This window comes from Flavobacterium sp. 270, assembly GCF_004368785.1.
In the GTDB taxonomy this organism is placed as follows: Bacteria; Bacteroidota; Bacteroidia; order Flavobacteriales; family Flavobacteriaceae; genus Flavobacterium.
This window is the reverse complement of record NZ_SODM01000006.1, coordinates 158,451-179,965: the sequence shown is the minus strand read 5'-3', so window position 1 is coordinate 179,965 and position 21,515 is coordinate 158,451. Positions and strand designations below refer to the sequence as shown.

Here is a 21,515-nt window from a genome sequence, read left to right as displayed (position 1 = left end):
CGCTCGAACTGACAATAAGATTCACTTTAAATACCTATTAAGGAAGTCAAATTTCTAAATTCTGTGCGAAGATAAAAAAAATAACCCGAAAATTAAATCCAATTTTCGGGTTACCTTAATTATGATGTAAGAAAAATTAATCTACGTTGTCGTGCAAAAATGAATTATTTGAACGTAATTGTAAATCATTATTACTATCGGTACCCACAGAGATTCTAGAATTAGTAACATTAGACTGTGTATTTGATAAATCGATACCTAATCTTTTGTATGCTGGCTCTTTTTCAAGCTCGTCTATTCTAGAAACATTGTTATGGAATTTATAATTAAATTCCTTTAATTTTTTTCTTCTTTCTTCTGCTCTTAGACGTAATGTTTCTTCGATTGTTAATTCTAATGGAGAAACGGCGTCTGTCGTTGTAAATGAAGCTTCCTGAGCAAAATCAACTCTTGGTTTCAGCGTGATGTTTAATTCTTCTGGAATTGTTTCTACAACAGGTTTTTCTACAGGTTTAGATGAAATTAAATCATTTTCAACTTCCATGTATTCTTCTAACGAATATTTGATGATTCCGTTATCAGAAAGCTCTGTTACCGGAACAAATTGTACCGGATCATTTACTTTGATATTACGGGTTTCATTCGTTAATTCGAATAAAATTTTATTTTCCTGTTCTACAACTGGCTCTCTTTTTACTTCTGGTTCTGCTCTGAATAATGGCAAATCGAATGAAAAAGTCGTTTGTTCCTCTTTTTCAAAAACTCTTTGCTGCACTTGTCTTGTTTCTTCAAAACGTTGTGTTTCTGGAGCAGAAATAGTAAAATCAATATCTGTTATTGGCGAAACGATTTCAAAAGTTACATCAAGATTTTTGATGAATTCTGACATTACTACCAATTCTTCCTGGTTGATTGCCGGTGCAACTGCAACTGGTGTAACAGGCGCAACTGGCGTAGGAACTACGGGAGCAACCGTATCTTCCATTAAATCAAAAACAATCTTTTCTTCTGTTTTTGCAATCGGAGTTTCAGCATTTAAATCAAAAGAAGTAAGCGATCTGTTTGTTAAATTATGAACACTTCTCTGCTCGTCTTCTAATGTATGAATGATTTTTTTAGGCTCAGTATTTACAATTTCGTTTTGTTGTTCTACATCAAAACCTGTTGCAATAATAGTTACAGCAATAGCTTCACCAAGAGTTTCGTCTTCACCAACTCCCATGATAATATTGGCATTGTAACCAGCTTCTGCCTGAATGTGATCGTTGATTTCTCCGATTTCATCCAATGTAATTTCGTTTGATCCAGAAACGATAAGCAACAATACGTTTTTGGCTCCTGTAATTTTGTTGTCGTTTAACAACGGAGAATCCAATGCAGTAACGATTGCATCTTTTGCTCTGTTTTCACCCGAAGCAACAGAAGATCCCATGATCGCAGTTCCGCTGTTTGCTAGAACAGTTTTTGCGTCACGTAAATCGATATTTTGAGTATAGTGGTGCGTAATAACTTCAGCAATACCTCTAGAGGCTGTTGCTAAAACTTCATCCGCTTTAGAGAATCCGGCTTTAAAACCAAGATTTCCGTATACTTCTCTTAATTTATTATTGTTGATTACAATTAACGAATCGACTTGCTTGCGTAGTTTTTCGATTCCTAAAAGTGCTTGCTCCTGACGTACTTTCCCTTCAAACTGAAACGGAATTGTCACGATACCAACGGTTAATATTTCTCTTTCTTTTGCTAATTGTGCGATTACCGGAGCTGCTCCTGTACCTGTACCACCACCCATACCAGCGGTAATAAATACCATTTTGGTACCACGGTCTAACATTTTTTCGATATCGGCAATACTCTCAATAGCAGATTGCTGCCCTACGTCAGGATTTGCTCCTGCTCCCAGACCTTCTGTAAGATTCATTCCTAACTGAATTTTATTAGGAACCGAACTATTTTGCAATGCTTGAGAATCGGTATTACAAACGATAAAATCAACGCCTTTAATACCTTGCTTAAACATATGGTTGATAGCATTACTACCTCCTCCACCTACACCTATTACTTTGATTACATTTGATTGGTTTTTTGGTAAATCAAATGAAATACTTCCAAATTCTGAGTTGCTCATCATCTTTTTGGTTTTTACAATTCTTATTTAGTACATTTTTTACTTCTTGACTTGGGGCAAAAAGTAATCCTCTTCTTATTCTTATTATTATTCTGCGTTGTCTAAAAATTCTTTGATTTTATCAACGTAGCGATCAAAAAATGATCTTCTTATTTTTGTTTCTGTAGATTCGTCTTTCGTTGCAGAAGCCTTGTTATTTCTAACTTCTCTTGGCTCTTCTTCGAATGTTTCTACTTTGTCAACGTAGTTTTCTTCTACTTCGTATCGCTGTTGTACAGGATTTGGTACATTTTTATAAACAACTCTTGGCTGTTCATTTACAAGTTCCATTCTCACAGCACTTTGCGTACTATTTTCGATACTGTTCATTACTAAACCAACTGCAGTTGCAAATAGCGGACTTGAGATTTCTTCGCTGGAATTTCCAGCTAAATGCTCATTTGGGTATCCAATTCTGGTATCCATTCCGGTAATGTATTCTACTAATTGTTTAATGTGTTTGAGCTGTGCGCCTCCACCTGTTAAAACAATTCCTGCAATTAATTTTTTACGAGGATCTTCGTGTCCGTAAGCTTTAATCTCTGCAAAAACCTGTTCTACAATTTCCACTACACGTGCGTGGATGATTTTAGATAAGTTTTTAAGCGAAATTTCTTTTGGCTCTCTTCCTCTTAATCCCGGAATAGAAACAATTTCGTTGTCTTTATTTTCTCCCGGCCATGCCGATCCGAATTTTACTTTTAAAAGTTCAGCTTGTTTTTCGATAATCGAACAACCTTCTTTGATATCATCTGTAATCACATTTCCTCCAAACGGAATTACTGCTGTATGACGAATGATACCGTCTTTAAAAATCGCTAAATCTGTTGTACCACCACCAATATCGATAAGCGCTACACCAGCTTCTTTTTCTTCCTGACTTAAAACTGCATCTGCCGAAGCCAATGGTTCTAATGTTAATCCGGATAATTCTATTCCTGAACTCTGAATACATCTTCCAACGTTTCTGATTGAAGACGCCTGCCCGACTACTACGTGAAAACTAGATTCTAATCTTCCGCCGTACATTCCGATTGGTTCTTTTATTTCAGATTGTCCGTCGATTTTAAATTCTTGCGGCAAAACGTGAATGATTTCTTCTCCTGGTAACATAGCAAGTTTATTAACTTGGTCAATTAACAACTGAATATCATTTTCGCCAATTACTTCTTCTGGATTACTTCTGCTGATGTAATCTGTATGCTGTATACTTCTGATGTGTTGTCCGGCAATACCCACAACAACATCTTTTATTTTGTAACCTGAATTGTTTTCTGCTTCAAGGATCGCTTGCTGAATCGATTGAATTGTCTGCGTAATATTATTTACAACACCTCTGGCAACACCCAAACTTTTGGATTTACCAATACCCAAGATTTCTAACTTACCATATTCATTTTTCTTGCCTATCATGGCAACTATTTTGGTTGTTCCAATATCTAGACCTACTGCAATGTTATCTTTTTCCATTTTCTATTATTTAGTGCAAACTACTTGTTCCGTAAACCTAAGGTCAATCTTGCTGTATTTGTATAACGAACTATCTAAAACTGCTTTTTGAAAAAAGGCTTTATAGTTTCTAAATTTCTTATCAACATTCATCGTTCTGCCAAAATCGATGAAGTAATTATAATTTCTATTAAACAATTTTAAGCTGCCATTAGGCATAATTTGTATTGCAATGATGTTTTTTTTCAAAAACGCATCGTCGTAAATTGTGCGAAATAGAGCTGCTAAATCTTCGTTATTTTTTTCATTAATTGCCCCCGAAACAAGAGGAACTCGCGCAGTGTAATTGTCTGATAAAGGCATTTTATTTCCCTCGTAGTCAATATAAAACGAAGAAGCACCATCATAAACTCGCGCTATTGGTGTCTTCTGTTTTACTACTGCTTTTAGAACTCCGTCGATACTTACAAAAACGTCTGACTTTTCGATCATCGCCTGTGTATCTAGGGTTTTTTCTATCTTATTCAAATCTACTTCATCTTTTCTAATACTGGAAGCGTTATTTTTATTTTCTATCAACAATTTATTAACCGTTTCTGGCTTTACAAAAAGCGTATTTTCTCCTACAAAAACAACTACAGATTTCTTCAGTTTTCTATCTCCATTTCGATGCTGCGAAAATGAATATAAGAAAAGTACAAGCCCAAAAATGAGTAGTAATCTTACATTTGTCCAGTTAAATATTTTCATTTAATATCTTTTTGATTGACGGAACCATCTCTCCAATATCACCAGCTCCTATTGTTACAATTATTGGTGCATCACTGGCTTTTATCAGCCCCAATAAATCATTTTTTGCAACAATTTTTTTATTTGAATTTGTCATTTTACCTAACAGCCATTCTGAGGTAACTCCTTCCATAGGAAGTTCTCTGGCCGGGTAAATATCCATCAAAAATACTTCGTCAAACTGCGATAAACTTGCAGCAAATCCATCAACAAAATCTTTTGTTCTGCTAAACAAATGCGGCTGAAAAACAGCTAAAACTTTACGTCCCGGATACAATTCTCTAACAGCTTGATGTACAGCATTAATTTCTGTTGGATGATGCGCATAATCATCAATATAAACTAAATTTTCGCTCTTAATCTGATACGAAAAACGTCTTCTGATCCCGTTGAATGAAGCAATGGCTTTTGCAATAGAATCGGTCGGGGTGCCGTACGTTTTTGCCATCGCAATAGCCATTAATCCATTCATTAAATTGTGTTTTCCAGGCAGTCCAAAATGAAGATCTTTTATAATTTCTGATGGCGTCTGTACATCAAAAACATAACTTCCGTCTTCTATCCTAACATTAAACGCCTTATATACAGCATCTTCATTTATAGCACATTGAACACCTTCAATTGGTAATTCTTTGGTTATAAAGAGATTGTTTTTATCTTCAACTTTATTTGCAAATTCTCTAAACGATTCTTCGATTGCATCGCTTGTTCCGTAAATATCCAAGTGATCCGCATCCATAGAAGTTACACAGGCAATATTGGGATGTAAATGCAAAAATGATCTGTCAAATTCGTCTGCTTCCACAACAGTTACGGTTTTGCCACTTCCGATTAAATTTGAATTGTAATTCTCTACAATTCCTCCAATAAAAGCTGTAACATCTGCACCGCTTTGGTATAAAATATGTCCAAGAATACTAGATGTTGTCGTTTTTCCGTGCGTTCCGGCAACGGCAAAACAAAATGTATCTTTGGTGATGATCCCTAAAACTTCGGCACGTTTTTTAACTTCGTAATGTCTTTCAACAAAATAATTCCACTCTGAATGCGTTTTTGGAACAGCAGGAGTAAAAATCACTAATGTGTTTTCTACAAAATAATCGGTTGGAATTAAATTTATATTGTCTTCAAAATGAATATCAATACCGCTTTCGATTAGTTCACTTGTCAGCATTGATGGCGTTTTATCGTAGCCTGAAACCTGTTTCCCAATATATTTGAAATAACGGGCCAGTGCACTCATTCCGATGCCTCCAATACCAATAAAATAAACGTTCTGTATTTGATTTAAATTCATCTTAATCTATCTTTTTAAAAGCTAAATCTTCTTTTTATATTTAATAAGAATCTAACTGTTAAGCTTTTATATTTTTTTCTTGTTTTACAATCAAAAATGCCTAAAATAGCACTCTCCTTTTCTAATGATGTTGTATAATTTTCTTTAAAAATTACATTATAACAACTTTATAATTTCTTTAACAATGTCTTTTGTTGCATCTGGCATTGCTAGTTTTTTTATTGTTTCGCTCAGTTGTTTTTGTTTTCCTTCGTCTTTTAATAAGGCTTCAAAAACAATGCTAAATTGCGTATCTAACTCAGATTCTTTCAATAAAATAGCGCCTTTTGCATTTACAATTGCTTGTGCGTTTTTTGTCTGATGATCTTCTGCAACGTTAGGCGATGGTATAAAAATTACCGGTTTTCCAACAATGCATAGTTCTGAAACTGATGATGCTCCTGCTCTTGAAATAATTACATCGGCAGCCGAGTACACAAAATCCATTCTTTCAATAAAATCAATCACTTTTACATTAAGCTGATTGTGTTTTTTATAATCTTCAAAATATAATTTTCCGCATTGCCAGATTATTTGAACATCCTGTGCTAAGAAATTATGCAATTCTTTTTCTATTAACTGATTGATTCTTCTGGCTCCTAAACTGCCGCCTAAAACCAATAATGTTTTTTTATTTGGATCTAAACCATAAAACTTGATGGCTTCTTCTCTTTTGCTGTCTATGTCTATTAAATCCTGACGAACCGGATTTCCCGTTAAAACAATTTTTTCTTTTGGAAAAAAGCGCTCTAAATTTTCATAGGCTACACAAATCGTGTTTGCTTTTTTACTCAACAATTTATTTGTAATGCCCGGAAAAGAATTCTGTTCCTGCACCACTGTTGGTATACCTGCAGAACCTGCTGCTTGCAATAAAGGTCCGCTTGCAAAACCTCCCGTACCAATTACTACATTGGGTTTAAACTGTTTGATGATTCTTCTTGATTCTAGCAAACTGGTTGCTAGTTTTAGAGGAAACATCATATTTTGTAAAGTCAATTTTCTTTGTAAACCTGCAATCCACAGTCCTTTTATTTCATAACCCGCCTGAGGCACTTTTTGCATTTCCATTTTATCTTTGGCGCCTACAAAAAGAAATTCTGCATCTGGAAACTGTGACTTTAACTCATTTGCAATCGCAATTGCAGGATAAATATGTCCTCCTGTTCCTCCGCCGCTTAGTATGAATTTATGCTTTGTCATATTTAAAAAAATCTCAACGTTTTTTAAAAACTATTTTTTAATTCTATTTGTTTAAAACTGCATTCATCGGATTTCTGGAATTATCTTGTATCGAATACATTTCTTCTTCTTGATATGCAATATCATTCGGAACTAAATTTTCTTCGTCTAATTCTTTATCGATTAATCGCTGAAGTGCTTCTTTTCGTTTTTCTTTTTCTTCTTGTTCTTCGGCGATTTCTTCTTCTTTTTTGGTTACACTAATAATGATTCCAAGAGAAAAACAAGTCATCCAGATCGAACTACCTCCCGAACTTATCAGCGGTAATGTCTGCCCTGTTACCGGCATTAATTCTACTGCTACGGCCATATTAATCATGGCTTGAAATATCATCGGAAAACCGAGCCCGACGACAACTAATTTTCCAAATAATGTATTGGCTTTGTGTGAAGCAATTACAAATCGAAATAAAAGCAATAAATACAAAATCACTATAGAAACTCCTCCAACTAAACCATATTCTTCTACGATAATAGCGTAAATAAAATCGGATGATGACTGCGGTAAAAAGTTCTTCTGAACACTTTTCCCTGGCCCCAGACCTCCAAATTGTCCCGATGCTATGGCAATTTTTGCTTTTTCAATCTGATAATCATCTTCGTCTGGTTTGTCTGTGGTAAAGTTTTCGATACGACTTTCCCACGTTCTTACCCTGCTGAAAAATCTTGAATCGGGAAATGCTTTTGCTACTAATAAGAAAAACAGTAACATGGCAACTCCTGAACCAATGATAAAAGCAATATATTTTATTGGATATTTCCCGATAAATGTCAGCATGATTACCATTGAAAAAATCAACGCGGTGGTCGAAAAGTTGGCTGGTAATATCATTGCCAATGTTATAAAAACGGGAATCCAAAGTTGTATTAATGACGTTTGAAACGGTTCGTTTTCTTCTTTTGTTTTGGATAAATAACGCGCTACATAAATAAACAGTACAATAGAAGCCAGAGTGGAAGTTTGAAACGTGATTCCGATAAACGGAACCTGAATCCAACGACTTGCATTCGCTCCTGCAATTACGGTTCCTTTTAGAAGCGTGTATGCCAATAAAAGCCATACAATTGGCAGTGCAACTTTTGATATTGCTCTAAAATAATGATACGGAACTCTGTGAACCCAATATATGATCAAAAAACCAATACAGATATGCGCCAAATGTTTTACCAAATAACCCAAAGTGTTTCCGGTTCCGTGGCCTATATATGCCAAGTTACTACTCGCACTAAAAACAGGCATAAACGAAAACAGCGCTAATAAAGCCACGAATGACCATATTACTCTATCTCCTTTTAATTTGTTTACTAGTTCCTTCATATTTTAGATTTCTGATTTTAGATTTTAGATTGTTTTAAAACTTTCGGTTTTGATTTTTTAATTATTAATTCTTTTGTTTACTGTTTTTAAACTGCTTACAAAAATGGCTGTTAGCTCATTTGCTTCTTTCCAGATTATTTCTAATATTGGTCTTTCGATCCAGTTTTTTTCTATTATAATTTCTATCCAAAATAAAGTTTCATCAGACTCTTCTAAAACTATATTCATTTTCGAAATAAATTCTTTATCACTTCTAGCTCTGCAAACTGCTCGATAATTTGCCCCAACAGATGTCCCACTTCTAATAATCTGATTCGCAATTACTCTACAAGCACTTAAATTTGGCAGTTTTTCAGCCAAATCTATAACCATCAATGAGAACTTCTTTGTTCTCAACTTCATCTCCTCCGTCATCATTCAAAAAGAACTTTAAAAAATAATTAAACTCAAAGTCTAGAAAAAATCTAAAATCTAAACTCTGAAATCTAAAATTATAAATTATGTACTGCTTGTTTAAATTGTTTCCCTCTGTCTTCGTAATTTTCGAATAAATCGAAACTTGCGCAGGCTGGAGATAATAAAACAGCATCACCTTTTTCTGTTAATTTTTGAGCTGTTTTTACAGCGTCGTTCATGTTATTTACTTCAACCATAATATCTACTACGTTTCCGAAAGCGTCAATTATTTTTCTGTTGTCAACTCCAAGACAAATAATGGCTTTTACTTTTTCACGAACCAATGACATTAATTCGTTATAATCATTTCCTTTATCAACACCTCCAACAATCCAAACTGTTGGCACATTCATGCTGTCTAAAGCAAAGAAAGTAGCGTTTACGTTTGTTGCTTTAGAATCGTTGATGTATTGTACGTTTTGTATTTTTAATACTTTTTCTAAACGGTGTTCAACACCTTGAAAATTAGATAAACTTTCGCGGATTGTTGCATTTCTTATTTGCATCAACTTCGCTACAGAGCTTGCTGCCATTGCGTTCTTCATGTTATGTTTTCCTTCTAACGCAATGTGTTGTGTCTCCATTGTAAACTCTTCTTGGTTGATCTTTATTTCCATTTTGTTGTTATTTATAGAAGCTCCTTCGTCAAAACTTTTCGATAATGAAAAAGGAATTAATTTTGCTTTTGTTGTATTGTTCTTTAACCATTCTGTACTTGCTTCATCATCTGCATCGTAAATCAGATAATCATTTTCAGTCTGGTTCATTGTTATTCGAAACTTCGAATTGATATAATTTTGATATTTATATTCGTATCGATCTAAATGATCTGGACTAATATTGGTAATTATCGCAATATCCGGCCTGTACTCTATAATTCCGTCGAGCTGAAAACTACTTAATTCCAGAACGTAGGCATCAAACTTATTTTCTGCAACCTGCCAGGCAAAACTTTTTCCGATGTTTCCTCCCAAACCAACATTCAAACCTGCAGATTTTAGCAGATGGTACGTAAGCATTGTTGTAGTCGTTTTACCGTTACTTCCGGTAATTCCGATGGTTAATGCTTCAGTAAAAGGTTTAGCAAATTCAATTTCAGAAATCACTTTAACTCCTGCTGCAACCAGCTTTTTTACTATGGGAGATTTCTCTGGAATTCCCGGACTTTTCATCACCACATCGGCATTCAAAATCAGTTCTTCTGTGTGCTGTTCTTCTTCCCAGGCAATTTTATTAATGATAAGAACTTCTTTATAACTTTCTTTGATCTTTCCAAAATCCGAAACAAAAACATCATACCCTTGTTTCTTTCCGAGAATAGCTGTACCAACACCACTTTCTCCTCCTCCTAAAACTACCAGTCTCATCTATCTTAGTTTTAAAGTAACGATTGATAATATGGCTAACATGATCGCTACAATCCAGAATCGGGTTACGATTTTACTTTCATGATATCCCTTTTTCTGATAATGATGATGTAATGGCGCCATCAGGAAAATTCTTCGTCCTTCTCCAAAACGTTTCTTTGTATATTTAAAATAAAACACTTGTAATACTACTGATGCACTTTCGGCAAGGAAAATACCGCAGAATAAAACGATCAATATTTCTTTACGAACGGCAATTGCCAGAACTGCTATAATTCCTCCAATTGTCAAACTTCCTGTGTCTCCCATAAAAACAGATGCGGGAAAGGAATTGTACCAAAGAAACCCAATCAGCGCACCCACAAAAGCGGATATAAAGACGGTCATTTCTCCCGAATTGGGGATATACATAATATTCAGATAATTAGAAAAAACAATATTACCCGAAAGGAATGTAAATATCCCGAGCGCGAGGACTGAAATTGCCGATGTTCCCGCGGCGAGTCCGTCGATTCCGTCTGTTAGATTTGCTCCGTTAGAAACTGCTGTAATGATAAAAATTACAACGGGGATAAAAACTAACCATGCCCATTTTTCGTATCCGTCTCCTGTCCAGGCTAAAATCTCCGCATAATCAAATTCATTATTTTTAATGAAAGGGATTGTTGTTGCTGTTGATTTTTCTTCTACCGGAACTGGTAAAACAACAGTTGTATTAACTCCAGATTTGTACAAGTCAGTTCTTCCTGTATCGGTTCTAACGGTTACTGCCGGATTAAAATAAAGAACGGTTCCTACTATAATTCCTAAACCAACCTGACCTATAACTTTAAAAATTCCTTTAAGCCCTTGTTTGTCTTTTTTGAATATTTTAATATAATCGTCTATAAAACCAATTGTTCCCATCCAAAGTGTAGTAACAATGAGCAATACGATGTAAATATTATGCAGACGAGCAAATAACAAAACAGGCAAAAGCGTTGCAAAAATGATAATCAGTCCTCCCATTGTTGGTGTTCCTGCTTTTTCATTTTGTCCTGCCAAACCTAACTCACGAACGGTTTCTCCTACTTGTTGTCTGCGCAAAAAGTTAATAATCCTTTTTCCGTAAATTGTTGACAAAAGAAGCGAAAGCATAAATGCCATTGCCGATCTAAAAGTGATGTACTGAAATACACCAGTTCCCGGTAGGTGTAATGTTTTGTTTAAATATTCAAATAAATAGTACAGCATATTTTTTATTTTAAATTTCTAATTTTTAAAATTCCAAATCCCAATATATATGGAATTTGATATTTGAAAATTGATTATTATTTGTTCAGTTGATCTAAGATTTCTTTTACAGTTTCCATATCATCAAAATGATGGCGAACACCATTTATTTCCTGATACGTTTCGTGTCCTTTTCCTGCAATTAGAATAATATCATTTGGCTGGGCCAATTGGCAAGCGGTTTTAATAGCCTGCTTTCTATCGGTAATCCTTAATATTTTTTTATAATTATGTGCTTCAACACCTTTTTCCATTTCGTCTAAGATCACTTCCGGATCTTCATTTCTTGGATTATCCGATGTTAAGATGGCTTTATCACTAAGATCTGTTGCGATTTTAGCCATAATTGGTCTTTTAGTTTTATCTCTGTTTCCACCACAACCCACAACTGTAATCAATTGTTCGTTTTTTGTACGGATGTCATTAATCGTTTTTAAAACATTATCTAAAGCATCCGGCGTGTGTGCATAATCTACAATTGCCGTGATATTTCCTTCTGAAACAATATATTGAAAACGTCCTGAAACACTTTCTAAATCAGACAACACACGTAATGCTTCCAAACTATCCATTCCTAATTCTACTGCAGTTCCGTAAATTGCTAAAACATTGTAGGCATTAAAAGTTCCGATTAGTTTTACCCAAACTTCATTGTCGTTTACCTTTAATAATAATCCAGACAATTGGCTTTCTAAAATCTGTGCTTTAAAATCTGCATACGATTTTAAGGCGTATGTAAATTTTCTGGCAACCGTATTTTGCAACATTACAGTTCCGTTTTTATCATCAATATTTGATAATGCAAAAGCTGTTTTTGGCAACGAATCAAAGAATGATTTTTTTACATCTCTGTATTCTGCAAAAGTTGGATGATAATCTAAATGGTCGTGAGAAAGATTGGTAAAAATTCCTCCAACAAAATGCAAGGCTTCTGTACGTTTCTGGTGAATTCCGTGTGAACTCACTTCCATAAAACAATGCGTTACGCCAGCTTCGATCATTTCATTTAAATAATGATTGATGGTTATAGAATCTGGAGTTGTGTGCGTTGCATTGTATTCTGTTTGATCAACCATGATTTTTACGGTTGATAATAAACCTACTTTAAAACCTGCTTTTTCAAACAATTGAAACAATAACGAAGCGATTGTTGTTTTTCCGTTTGTTCCTGTTACGCCTACTAATTTTAATTTTTCAGAAGGATTTCCGAAATAATTAGCGGCCATAAAAGCTAGCGCTGTATTGGTATCGTTTACTCTTATGTAAGTAATTCCTTTTTGAACATTTTCTGGTAAAGTATCACAAATAACAGCAGTTGCTCCTAACTGAATCGCTTTTTCGATAAAGTCATGACCGTTTGAAAGTGAACCGCGAATAGCCACAAAAACATCATTTTCTTCAATTTTTCTTGAATCAAACTCAATTTTATGTACTGCAATATCTGTAGAACCTGCTACAGATTCTATTGCTACTTTGTATAATATGTCTTTAAGTATTTTCACGATAATTCTAATACTATTGTTGTGTTTCTAGTGATATTTTGTCCAGCCTGCAAAGACTGTTTTTTTACTTTTCCTACTCCATTTACTTTTACTTTTAAACCTAAATTTTCTAGTAAAGCAATTGCATCCATTCCCGGCATTCCTTTTAAATCCGGAACTTGTTTAAATTTTTTGTTGGCCTGCGCATCGTATCTGTCATAACTTTCTTCTTGTTTGGCTATTTTAGAATCCAGTTGTTTTATTTTATTTGTTGAAGGCGCATCTGTAAATATTTTTTGGGCAATTCTTTTAAAAACCGGCCCTGCAACATCGGCTCCGTAATAATTATTTTTTGATGTATTGGGTTTATGAACTACTACAATACAAGAATATTTTGGATGATCGGCCGGAAAATACCCAACAAAAGAAGAAGCATAATACAAAGCAGATTTCCCTTCTTTTCCTCCATAATTCATCTGAGCTGTTCCGGTTTTTCCTGCCATCGAAAAATCTTTGGAGTATAACTTAGAACCTGTTCCTTTTTTTACCACATTAAGCATTACTGCTTTTAATTTTTTGATAGTTCCTTCTGAACAAACTTTTGGGTTTAGAACTTCTACATCAAACTTTTTAATGGTTTTATTCCATTCTTTTATTTCTGAAACAAACTGTGGTTTTACCATTACACCATTATTGGCAACTGAATTGTAAAACGTTAACGTCTGCATTGGCGTTACCGAAACTCCGTAACCAAAAGCCATCCACGGAAGTGAAACTCCAGACCAGTTTTTATCTCCCGGATGCGGAATAATTGGTCTTCCTTCTCCTTTAAAGTGCAAGCCTAAAGTTTTATCCAATCCCCAATTTCTGATATGATTCACAAATTTTGACGGATTGCTTTTGTAATTATCATAAACCGCCTGAACCATAACTGTATTTGAAGAAAGTTCGAATCCGCGTGCTAAAGACACTTTTCCGTAGCCCCCATTGTGCGAATCACGAACACTGCGTCCGTAATACTTTACCAATCCTCCATGACTATCATAAACAGTACTTGTATCGGCTACTTTATCTTCTAAAATCGCCATTAAATCAACTAATTTAAAAGTTGAACCTGGCTCGTGAGATTCTGCAATGGCGTAATTTGTCGTTTCATAATACGATCCGTCTTCTGCTCTTCCTAAATTTGAAATTGCTTTTACGTGACCTGTTTCTGTTTCCATTACTACTACACAACCGTGATCTGCTTCATAATCTTCCAATTGTTTCAACAATGCGTGGTGCGCAATATCCTGAATAAAAACATCAATGGTTGAAATTACATCGTAACCATCAATTGGATCTACTTCGTTTATATCACGAATAGGTTTCCATTGTCCTTTGGCTATTTTTTGTTTTAAAATTTTACCGTCTTTCCCGTTTAGATAGGTTTTAAAAGACCATTCAATTCCTTTCCCTACTTCTACTCCGGTTGCAGGATCAATTTTATCATAACCAATAGTTCTTTCTGCAATTTTACCTATCGGATGTTTTCTAACGGTTTCTTGTTCAATTATAATCCCGCCTTTGAAAGCACCTAAATTGAATAATGGAAATCCTTTTATTTTTACATATTCGGTATAACTTAATTTGCGGGCAATTAAGTAATAACGGTTTTTATTTGCTCTTGCTTTTCTTAATTCCTGTTCGTAATACCCCGCAGGTCTGTCTAAAACAGTCGCCAACGAATCTGATAATGCTTTTACATGTTTTTCAAAAGTTTCTTGTTTTGGCGCTTTTGCATCAAATCTAATTTCATAATTAGGAATTGAGGTTGCCAGTAAACTTCCGTCTGCAGAATAGATATTTCCTTTATTCGCCGGGATAACAAAGTTTCTCACAGTACGCTGTTTTGCCAGCTTTCTGTAATAATCTCCCTGAACCCATTGAATATTAGTTAATTTAACAACAATAGCAATTGCCATCACAAAGATGAAAACTGCTACGAGGTAAATTCTGTAGGATATATGTTTATCTTCTACTGCCATATTCTTTTAAAGAAACTTTTTTCTTCTTCTTTTTTTACTTCTATTTTTACTGGAGGAACTGTTGACGGATAAATCTGTTTTTCAAGCATTTTATCCGAGATTGTTGACTCCATTTTTAATTTCATTAGTTCGGAACGTCGATCCACAAATTCTGATCTCAGTTCTTTTACTTCATTGTTTAGTTTTGCAATTTCAAAAACCTTTTGTTCGTATCGCTGTGTGTTTGCAATCATCAGAATTGCCAGCAGAATGATAAAAACTATGAATCGCCAATTTTTGACTGCATCGTCATTAATCAGAAACCTTGCTTTTAATATTCCAAATACTCCTCCAGTTTTCATTTTATACCTTAATATATATTATACCTTTTCAGCGATTCTCAATTTGGCACTTCTGGCTCTGTTGTTAATCTTAATTTCTGCATCATCCGGAACAATCAATTTTCCGATGGTTTTAAACGGAACTGAAAAGTTTCCGTAAAAATCTCTTTCTGGTTCTCCTTCAAACATTCCGTTTTTGATAAATCTTTTTACCAGTCTGTCTTCTAAAGAGTGATAAGAGATTACCGAAAATCTGCCGCCTGGTTTTAAAATTTCTAAAGACTGCTCTATAAATTCTTTTAAAACATCCATTTCCTGATTTACCTCAATTCTAATGGCTTGATAAATCTGAGCGAGAATCTTATTTTTAACTTTCTCTGGCAAAAACTTCTTCAAAACATCTTTTAACTCGTCTGTTGTTTTGATTGGATAATCTTTTCTGGCTTCAACAATTGTTCTGGCCAAAACCGGCGCATTCTTCAACTCACCATAATCAAAAAAAACACGACGTAAATCCTGTTCTTCATATTCGTTAACCACTCGGTAAGCATTTAAATCATTTTTCTGACTCATCCGCATGTCCAGATCAGCATCAAATCTGGTCGAGAAACCTCTTTCAGGAACATCAAACTGATGTGATGAAACGCCTAAATCTGCTAAAATTCCATCGACTGATTTTACTCCGTGAAAACGTAAAAATCTTTTTATAAATCTAAAGTTCTCATTAATTAAGGTAAACCTTTCATCAGGCAGTGCATTTGCAAGCGCATCTTCGTCTTGATCAAAAGCAAATAATTTTCCGTTTGGCCCTAATCTTCTCAAAATTTCTTTTGAATGCCCGCCACCGCCAAACGTAACATCTACATATACTCCGTCTGGTTTAATATCTAAACCATCAACTGTAGGATGAAGCAAAACCGGATTATGATATTCCATTGTCGTCGTCATTAATATTTCCCATTACTTCCTCGGCCAGATCTGCAAAATCCATATCTTCGCCGCTTATTGATTTTTCGTATAAATCTTTATCCCAAATCTCCACAATATTAACCGCAGATGAGAATACAACATCTTTTGAAATACTTGAAAACGCTACCAAATCCTTTGGAACCAATAACCTTCCTAATGCATCAATTTCTACCATTTTTACGCCGGCAGTAAATCTTCGGATAAAATCATTGTTCTTTTTTACAAAACGATTAAGCTTGTTGATTTTCTGCATCATCAAGTTCCATTCATCCATTGGATACAATTCTAAACACGGCTGAAAAACAGAGCGCTTCAAAACAAATCCGTCCTGAAGAGAAGAAGCCAATTGCTTTTTCAAAGGCGCAGGCATCATCAGCCTCCCTTTAGCATCAACTTTACACTCATATGTTCCTACAATTGTGTTCAAAAAAACGTCTTAAGATGTTATACAGCAAAAATATAAAAAATTTTACCACATTTTACCACAAAATACCACTTTGTTAATAAGTTTAACCACTTCTCTACCACTTTACTTAATTTATAAGTAATCAATATGTTAGCTATTAATTAGCTTATTTATAAATACGTTGATCAATCAAAAAAATATTGAGTAGTTTTTCTTAAAAAAATGGTTATAATGCAGATTTCTTAACATTTGAATAAATGCGCTAAAACAGCTATAAAACCTGATTTTTAATCACTTAGCCAATAAATGGAAATTATGTAGTTAAAAAACAGCAGCAAAAAACCATTTTTGTTTATTAAACCCTATATTTGTCCAAATTGAAATTGGCATTACATTAGATGGACAAACACTACAAAAAAGAAGGCAAATACAGCTATTTTGAAGCTGGAGAAGGTACTCCTATTGTTATTTTACATGGATTAATGGGAGGCCTTAGTAACTTTGATGGTGTGGCGCAATATTTCCCCACAAAAGGATACAAAGTTGTTATCCCGGATTTGCCAATCTACACGCAGAGCATTTTAAAAACAAACGTAAAAAGTTTTGCCAAATACGTAAAAGATTTTATAACTTTTAAAGGTTTTGACAAAGTTATTTTGTTGGGAAATTCTTTAGGAGGACATATAGCACTTTACCATACAAAACTATATCCTGAAAAAGTTGCAGGACTTGTAATTACCGGAAGTTCTGGTCTTTACGAAAGCGCAATGGGAGACAGTTACCCAAGAAGAGGCGATTATGAATACATTAAAAAGAAAGCTGAAGATGTATTTTATGATCCAAAAATTGCTACTCCTGAACTTATTGATGAAGTGTACGCAACTGCCAACGACCGCATCAAATTAATCAAAACGCTTACTATCGCAAAGAGTGCCATTCGTCATAATATGGCAAAAGATTTACCAAAAATGACAGTTGAAACCTGTATCATCTGGGGTAAAAATGACTCTGTAACACCACCAAATGTTGCAGAAGAATTTGACAAATTATTGCCTAATTCAACTTTGTATTGGATTGACAAATGTGGACACGCTGCTATGATGGAACATCCTCAGGAATTTAATGAAATTCTTGAAGAATGGCTTGTAAAAAAGAATTTCTAGCATCTAACTTTCGACTTTAAGGAGGTTTTAAACCTAAAAACAATGAAAATTAATACCGCCGAATTTATCGTCAGTAATTCTGATGTCACAAAATGTCCGTTGGAGATTTTGCCAGAATACGCATTTATCGGAAGATCAAACGTTGGTAAATCATCTTTAATAAACATGATTACCAACCATAAAAACTTAGCTAAAACTTCTGGAAGACCCGGAAAAACACAATTAATTAATCACTTTAAGATTAATAATAATTGGTTTTTGGTCGATTTACCAGGTTATGGTTATGCGAAAGTTTCTAAGAAAACAAAATCTGTTTTCCAGCAATTCATCACAGATTATTTTGAAACGAGAGAACAATTGGTTTGTGCTTTTGTTTTGATTGATATTCGCCATGAAGCTCAAAATATCGACATAGAATTTATGTCCTATATGGGCGAAAGCGAAATTCCGTTTTGTATCATTTTTACCAAAGCTGATAAAATCAGTAAAGTAAAAGTTGATTCGCATATTGCAGCGTACAAAAAACAAATGTTTGCCAATAACTGGGCAGAAATGCCTCAATATTTTGTAACCTCATCTACAGAAGGCACCGGAAAAGACGAACTTTTATCTTATATCGATGAAGTAAATCAGGAAGTGTTTAAGAATAATTCTCAATTTTAGGATAAAATTCCAAAACTGAAGATTTAAATTCCAATAAAAAAAATCCAAATTCCAAACTTAGGAACTTGAATTTAAAATATAAAAAATCCCAAATTCCAACCGTAAAATTGGAATTTGGGATTTTTTTATTGGAATTTTGAAGTTTGAATTTTATTTTGTTAGCTCCAATTTTTCAGCAAAATAATCGCAGAAGTCTTTCATTGTATCTGACATTTTTTCGTCGTCTGTTGCACGTTTAAAGGTATCTGACATTGCTACTAATGTTTGGTGAAAGAAAATCTTCATTTCATCAACCGGCATATCTTTTGTCCATAAATCAATACGCATTGTTTCTTTAGCTTTACTGTCCCAAATAGACAACATAATTGCTTTTGCTTCTTCTGCCTGCACACCTCCGTCCTGAGCGCTCCATGTTAGTTTTTCCGGAACACGGTTTTCGTCTAATTCTATATTGAATTTAATTTCTGAATTTATTGTATCTGCCATTATTTCTTAGGTTTATATTTTGATTTTTCGAAAATTTCTTTTGCATCGGTTTTTAATAATTCCGGCAAAGTAACATTGTTGTTTTTCATATAAGAACGCACCATTTGCCAGCCAATCCAGGCACCAATTCTTCCTGGAGAATCGTTATCTATTTCTAAGTAAAATTTAGAAAAAGGAGCTGGCGCAATAAATCGCGTCGTTAGTTTTGGATCTTCACTATAAAGCATTTCGTTTTCGATAAAATTGCGCCAAATGTAATTTTCATTTTCTTCGCACCATTTTATCTGTTCTGGCGTATAGCCTATTTTGTCTGCATCTGTGTATTCTGGTAACAGCAAATCTTTTGCGTACAATTGTTTTCCTTCAAAAACCATTTGAGCAACTAAACTTTTATCCGGAGAAGCAGGAATGTTTCTGTAAGCAAAGCTAGAAACGACGTCTGGCATAATCTGATTTTCTTCAAAATTCTGTTTTAGGTAATTTGGGAACTCATAAAATTTATGTCCTTTTCCTAAATACAGTTCTAAAGAAACAATAACCAGACTGTCTGCATAAATTGCTTTTGCCGTATAATCCATTTCTCCGATTACGGTAATTACTTTTGGAATTTTTGTTTTTGGGAAATAATATTTAACGTGCTGAAAAAGGGCATTAAACTGCTCACGAACAGGCTCAAAATTGCTGTACTTTTTCTGTACTTCAGTATAAACTTCTTTCCAGATAGGATTCTGCATTTTTTCTAACCAGACGCTATCATCATTTCCCGCGGGAAAGAAGAAAGGATATTGTCTTTTTACTTTGGCAAGATCTTCTGGTTTGGTTTCAAAAAATACTTTATCAAAACGTTCTACTTTGATATCAACAGGAATTTCTTCTACTGCTTTTTCGACTTTAGATTTTTGATCACAAGACAAAAAAAACAGGGATAGAACCACTGCAAAGCGATATATTTTCATTTTATTTTAATTAGATTTGTGTTGCAAGAATTGAAAGTAAACAGATACTTAAAATAATTCTGCAAATATACACCCCTGTATCTTAAATCTTGAATTATTATGGCTAAAAAAAGTACTATTCAGACAGAAAAAGTAAATACCCACATTGTAGAGTGGTTAAAAAATTATGCTGACAGCGCAAAAGTAAACGGTTTTGTTATTGGAATTTCGGGCGGAGTTGATTCTGCTGTTACTTCTACATTATGCGCACAAACCGGCTTAAAAGTTTTATGCGTAGAAATGCCAATACATCAGGCTCCAAATCAGGTTTCAAGAGGAAGAGAACATATTGAGCAATTAAAAAAACGTTTCCCAAATGTTTCTAGCGTAGAGACTGATTTGACTGCTACTTTTGAGGCTTTTAAAAGCGCTGTGCCTAAAACAGACGACGATGCAAAGGTAAGTTTATCATTAGCAAATACCCGTGCACGTATTAGAATGACTTCTTTATATTATTTAGCAGGAATTCATGGTTTATTAGTTGCCGGAACTGGAAACAAAGTTGAAGATTTTGGTGTAGGATTTTATACCAAATACGGCGATGGCGGCGTAGATTTAAGTCCGATTGCAGACTTAATGAAATCAGATGTGTATGCTTTAGGCGAATTTTTAACAATTCCGGAGTCAATTTTGACTGCTGCACCTACAGATGGATTATTTGGAGATAATCGTACCGATGAAGACCAATTGGGAGCAAGTTATGACGAATTGGAATGGGCTATGTTGGCCGCGGAGTCAGGAAATACGGTAGCTGACTTTAGTGGGAGAGAAAAATCTGTCTTTGAAATTTATAAACGTTTAAACACCAGCAACAAGCATAAAATGGATCCAATTCCGGTCTGTTTAATACCAAAATTGTTAAAATAAAACTTTTTAACATTCTCTGCAATTAATTACAGAATTTATTTATTAATTTTACAACTCCAAAAACATGAACAATTCTAAAAAGGTAAAATTATGATTAAAGTATGTCTAGCAGACAATCATCCTGTTACGCACTTTGGCGTTAAGTCGTATTTCAAAGACCACGATCAAATTTCAATTGTAGCCAACGTGGGCAATTTTTCAATGGTAAGAGACATTCTTCAAACGAAGGAGATCGACATCCTAATTCTAGATCTAGAGTTAGAAGGTCTTTCAAGCATCTTTGAAGTGAAGTCGATCTTGAAAAACTTCCCTAAAACCAAAATTGTTATTTTCAGTGATCTAGCTGAGCAAATGTATGCACCAAACGCAATCAAAGCTGGAGTTTCTGGGTATGTACACAAAACAGAAAAGCTTGAAACATTAGGTCTTTCTATCATTAAAGTACACGAAGGTAAAATTATTATCAACGAAACTGTACGTAAAAACATGGCTCTTATTGCTAAACAAAGCAAAAGCGAACGTTTATACAGAAAACTTTCGAATCGTGAAATTGAGGTTTTACGTTACTTAAGTGATGGTAAAAAGAATAATGAAATCTCTAAAATCTTAAATCTGAACGAAAAAACGATCAGTACTTACAAACTAAGATTATTGACTAAATTGAATGTTACTAATTTAGTTGACTTAGTAAACAAAGCAAAGACTTTAGAAATTATCTAAGCCACAATCGTTTATCTTAAAA

20 protein-coding genes are annotated in these 21,515 nt (G+C 34.3%); 4 read left to right on the top strand and 16 right to left on the bottom strand.

The window, feature by feature from the left end:
• Positions 1-136 precede the first annotated feature (136 nt).
• The 14 genes from ftsZ to mraZ all read right to left on the bottom strand — a co-directional run bounded on the left by ftsZ (position 137) and on the right by mraZ (position 16,620).
• Positions 137-2,131, bottom strand: coding sequence for a cell division protein FtsZ (gene ftsZ / locus EV144_RS20240; protein ID WP_134150970.1), 1,995 nt, complete (start codon positions 2,129-2,131; stop codon positions 137-139).
• An 84-nt stretch (positions 2,132-2,215) separates the two neighbouring features.
• Positions 2,216-3,637, bottom strand: coding sequence for a cell division protein FtsA (gene ftsA, locus EV144_RS20235; protein WP_134150969.1), 1,422 nt, complete (start codon positions 3,635-3,637; stop codon positions 2,216-2,218).
• A gap of 6 nt (positions 3,638-3,643) precedes the next feature.
• Positions 3,644-4,366 carry a cell division protein FtsQ/DivIB gene (locus EV144_RS20230; protein WP_134150968.1) on the bottom strand — a complete coding sequence of 241 codons (723 nt, stop codon included), beginning with the start codon at positions 4,364-4,366 and terminating at the stop codon, positions 3,644-3,646.
• Positions 4,353-5,702 (bottom strand): UDP-N-acetylmuramate--L-alanine ligase, encoded by a 1,350-nt coding sequence (gene murC / locus EV144_RS20225; RefSeq protein WP_134150967.1) that lies wholly within the window; start codon positions 5,700-5,702, stop codon positions 4,353-4,355. Before murC ends, EV144_RS20230 begins: the two co-directional genes overlap by 14 nt.
• Positions 5,703-5,858: 156 nt before the next feature.
• The gene (gene murG, locus EV144_RS20220; RefSeq protein WP_134150966.1) at positions 5,859-6,944 is read right to left on the bottom strand and encodes an undecaprenyldiphospho-muramoylpentapeptide beta-N-acetylglucosaminyltransferase; all 1,086 of its coding nucleotides are present in this window, start codon (positions 6,942-6,944) and stop codon (positions 5,859-5,861) included.
• A 43-nt stretch (positions 6,945-6,987) separates the two neighbouring features.
• Complete coding sequence (locus EV144_RS20215) at positions 6,988-8,301, bottom strand: FtsW/RodA/SpoVE family cell cycle protein (RefSeq protein ID WP_134150965.1); 1,314 nt, start codon at positions 8,299-8,301, stop codon at positions 6,988-6,990.
• 57 nt (positions 8,302-8,358) lie between these two features.
• Positions 8,359-8,703, bottom strand: coding sequence for a four helix bundle protein (locus EV144_RS20210; RefSeq protein WP_317129091.1), 345 nt, complete (start codon positions 8,701-8,703; stop codon positions 8,359-8,361).
• Positions 8,704-8,792: 89 nt separating this feature from the next.
• The gene (gene murD / locus EV144_RS20205) at positions 8,793-10,124 is read right to left on the bottom strand and encodes a UDP-N-acetylmuramoyl-L-alanine--D-glutamate ligase (RefSeq protein WP_134150963.1); all 1,332 of its coding nucleotides are present in this window, start codon (positions 10,122-10,124) and stop codon (positions 8,793-8,795) included.
• A complete protein-coding gene (mraY, locus tag EV144_RS20200) occupies positions 10,125-11,357 on the bottom strand; it encodes a phospho-N-acetylmuramoyl-pentapeptide-transferase (protein ID WP_134150962.1) in 1,233 nt (410 codons plus the stop codon).
• Positions 11,358-11,434: 77 nt separating this feature from the next.
• Entirely contained in the window at positions 11,435-12,898 is a 1,464-nt protein-coding gene (locus EV144_RS20195; RefSeq protein WP_134150961.1) for a UDP-N-acetylmuramoyl-L-alanyl-D-glutamate--2,6-diaminopimelate ligase, read from the bottom strand.
• Positions 12,895-14,904 (bottom strand): penicillin-binding protein, encoded by a 2,010-nt coding sequence (locus tag EV144_RS20190; protein ID WP_134150960.1) that lies wholly within the window; start codon positions 14,902-14,904, stop codon positions 12,895-12,897. The genes EV144_RS20195 and EV144_RS20190 overlap by 4 nt, the downstream gene beginning before the upstream one ends.
• Positions 14,895-15,245 (bottom strand): FtsL-like putative cell division protein, encoded by a 351-nt coding sequence (locus EV144_RS20185; RefSeq protein WP_134150959.1) that lies wholly within the window; start codon positions 15,243-15,245, stop codon positions 14,895-14,897. Before EV144_RS20185 ends, EV144_RS20190 begins: the two co-directional genes overlap by 10 nt.
• Before the next feature lie 18 nt (positions 15,246-15,263).
• Entirely contained in the window at positions 15,264-16,172 is a 909-nt protein-coding gene (rsmH, locus tag EV144_RS20180) for a 16S rRNA (cytosine(1402)-N(4))-methyltransferase RsmH (protein ID WP_208326869.1), read from the bottom strand.
• Positions 16,147-16,620, bottom strand: coding sequence for a division/cell wall cluster transcriptional repressor MraZ (mraZ, locus tag EV144_RS20175; RefSeq protein ID WP_065452162.1), 474 nt, complete (start codon positions 16,618-16,620; stop codon positions 16,147-16,149). Before mraZ ends, rsmH begins: the two co-directional genes overlap by 26 nt.
• Positions 16,621-16,997: 377 nt before the next feature.
• On the opposite strand from mraZ, the gene EV144_RS20170 reads away from it, so the two are divergent.
• Both EV144_RS20170 and yihA read left to right on the top strand, forming a co-directional pair.
• Positions 16,998-17,762 (top strand): alpha/beta fold hydrolase, encoded by a 765-nt coding sequence (locus EV144_RS20170; RefSeq protein WP_134150957.1) that lies wholly within the window; start codon positions 16,998-17,000, stop codon positions 17,760-17,762.
• A 42-nt stretch (positions 17,763-17,804) separates the two neighbouring features.
• A complete protein-coding gene (yihA, locus tag EV144_RS20165) occupies positions 17,805-18,425 on the top strand; it encodes a ribosome biogenesis GTP-binding protein YihA/YsxC (protein WP_134150956.1) in 621 nt (206 codons plus the stop codon).
• Between the two features lie 150 nt (positions 18,426-18,575).
• Here the strand turns inward: yihA and gldC are convergent, their stop codons facing one another.
• Together gldC and gldB are read right to left on the bottom strand one after the other, a co-directional pair.
• Entirely contained in the window at positions 18,576-18,911 is a 336-nt protein-coding gene (gldC, locus tag EV144_RS20160; protein WP_166670610.1) for a gliding motility protein GldC, read from the bottom strand.
• Entirely contained in the window at positions 18,911-19,867 is a 957-nt protein-coding gene (gene gldB / locus EV144_RS20155; RefSeq protein ID WP_134150955.1) for a gliding motility lipoprotein GldB, read from the bottom strand. Before gldB ends, gldC begins: the two co-directional genes overlap by 1 nt.
• 99 nt (positions 19,868-19,966) lie before the next feature.
• Between gldB and nadE the strand changes: the two genes are divergently transcribed.
• Together nadE and EV144_RS20145 are read left to right on the top strand one after the other, a co-directional pair.
• Complete coding sequence (nadE, locus tag EV144_RS20150) at positions 19,967-20,773, top strand: NAD(+) synthase (RefSeq protein ID WP_134150954.1); 807 nt, start codon at positions 19,967-19,969, stop codon at positions 20,771-20,773.
• Positions 20,774-20,863: 90 nt separating this feature from the next.
• The gene (locus EV144_RS20145; RefSeq protein ID WP_026730588.1) at positions 20,864-21,493 is read left to right on the top strand and encodes a response regulator transcription factor; all 630 of its coding nucleotides are present in this window, start codon (positions 20,864-20,866) and stop codon (positions 21,491-21,493) included.
• Positions 21,494-21,515 lie beyond the last annotated feature (22 nt).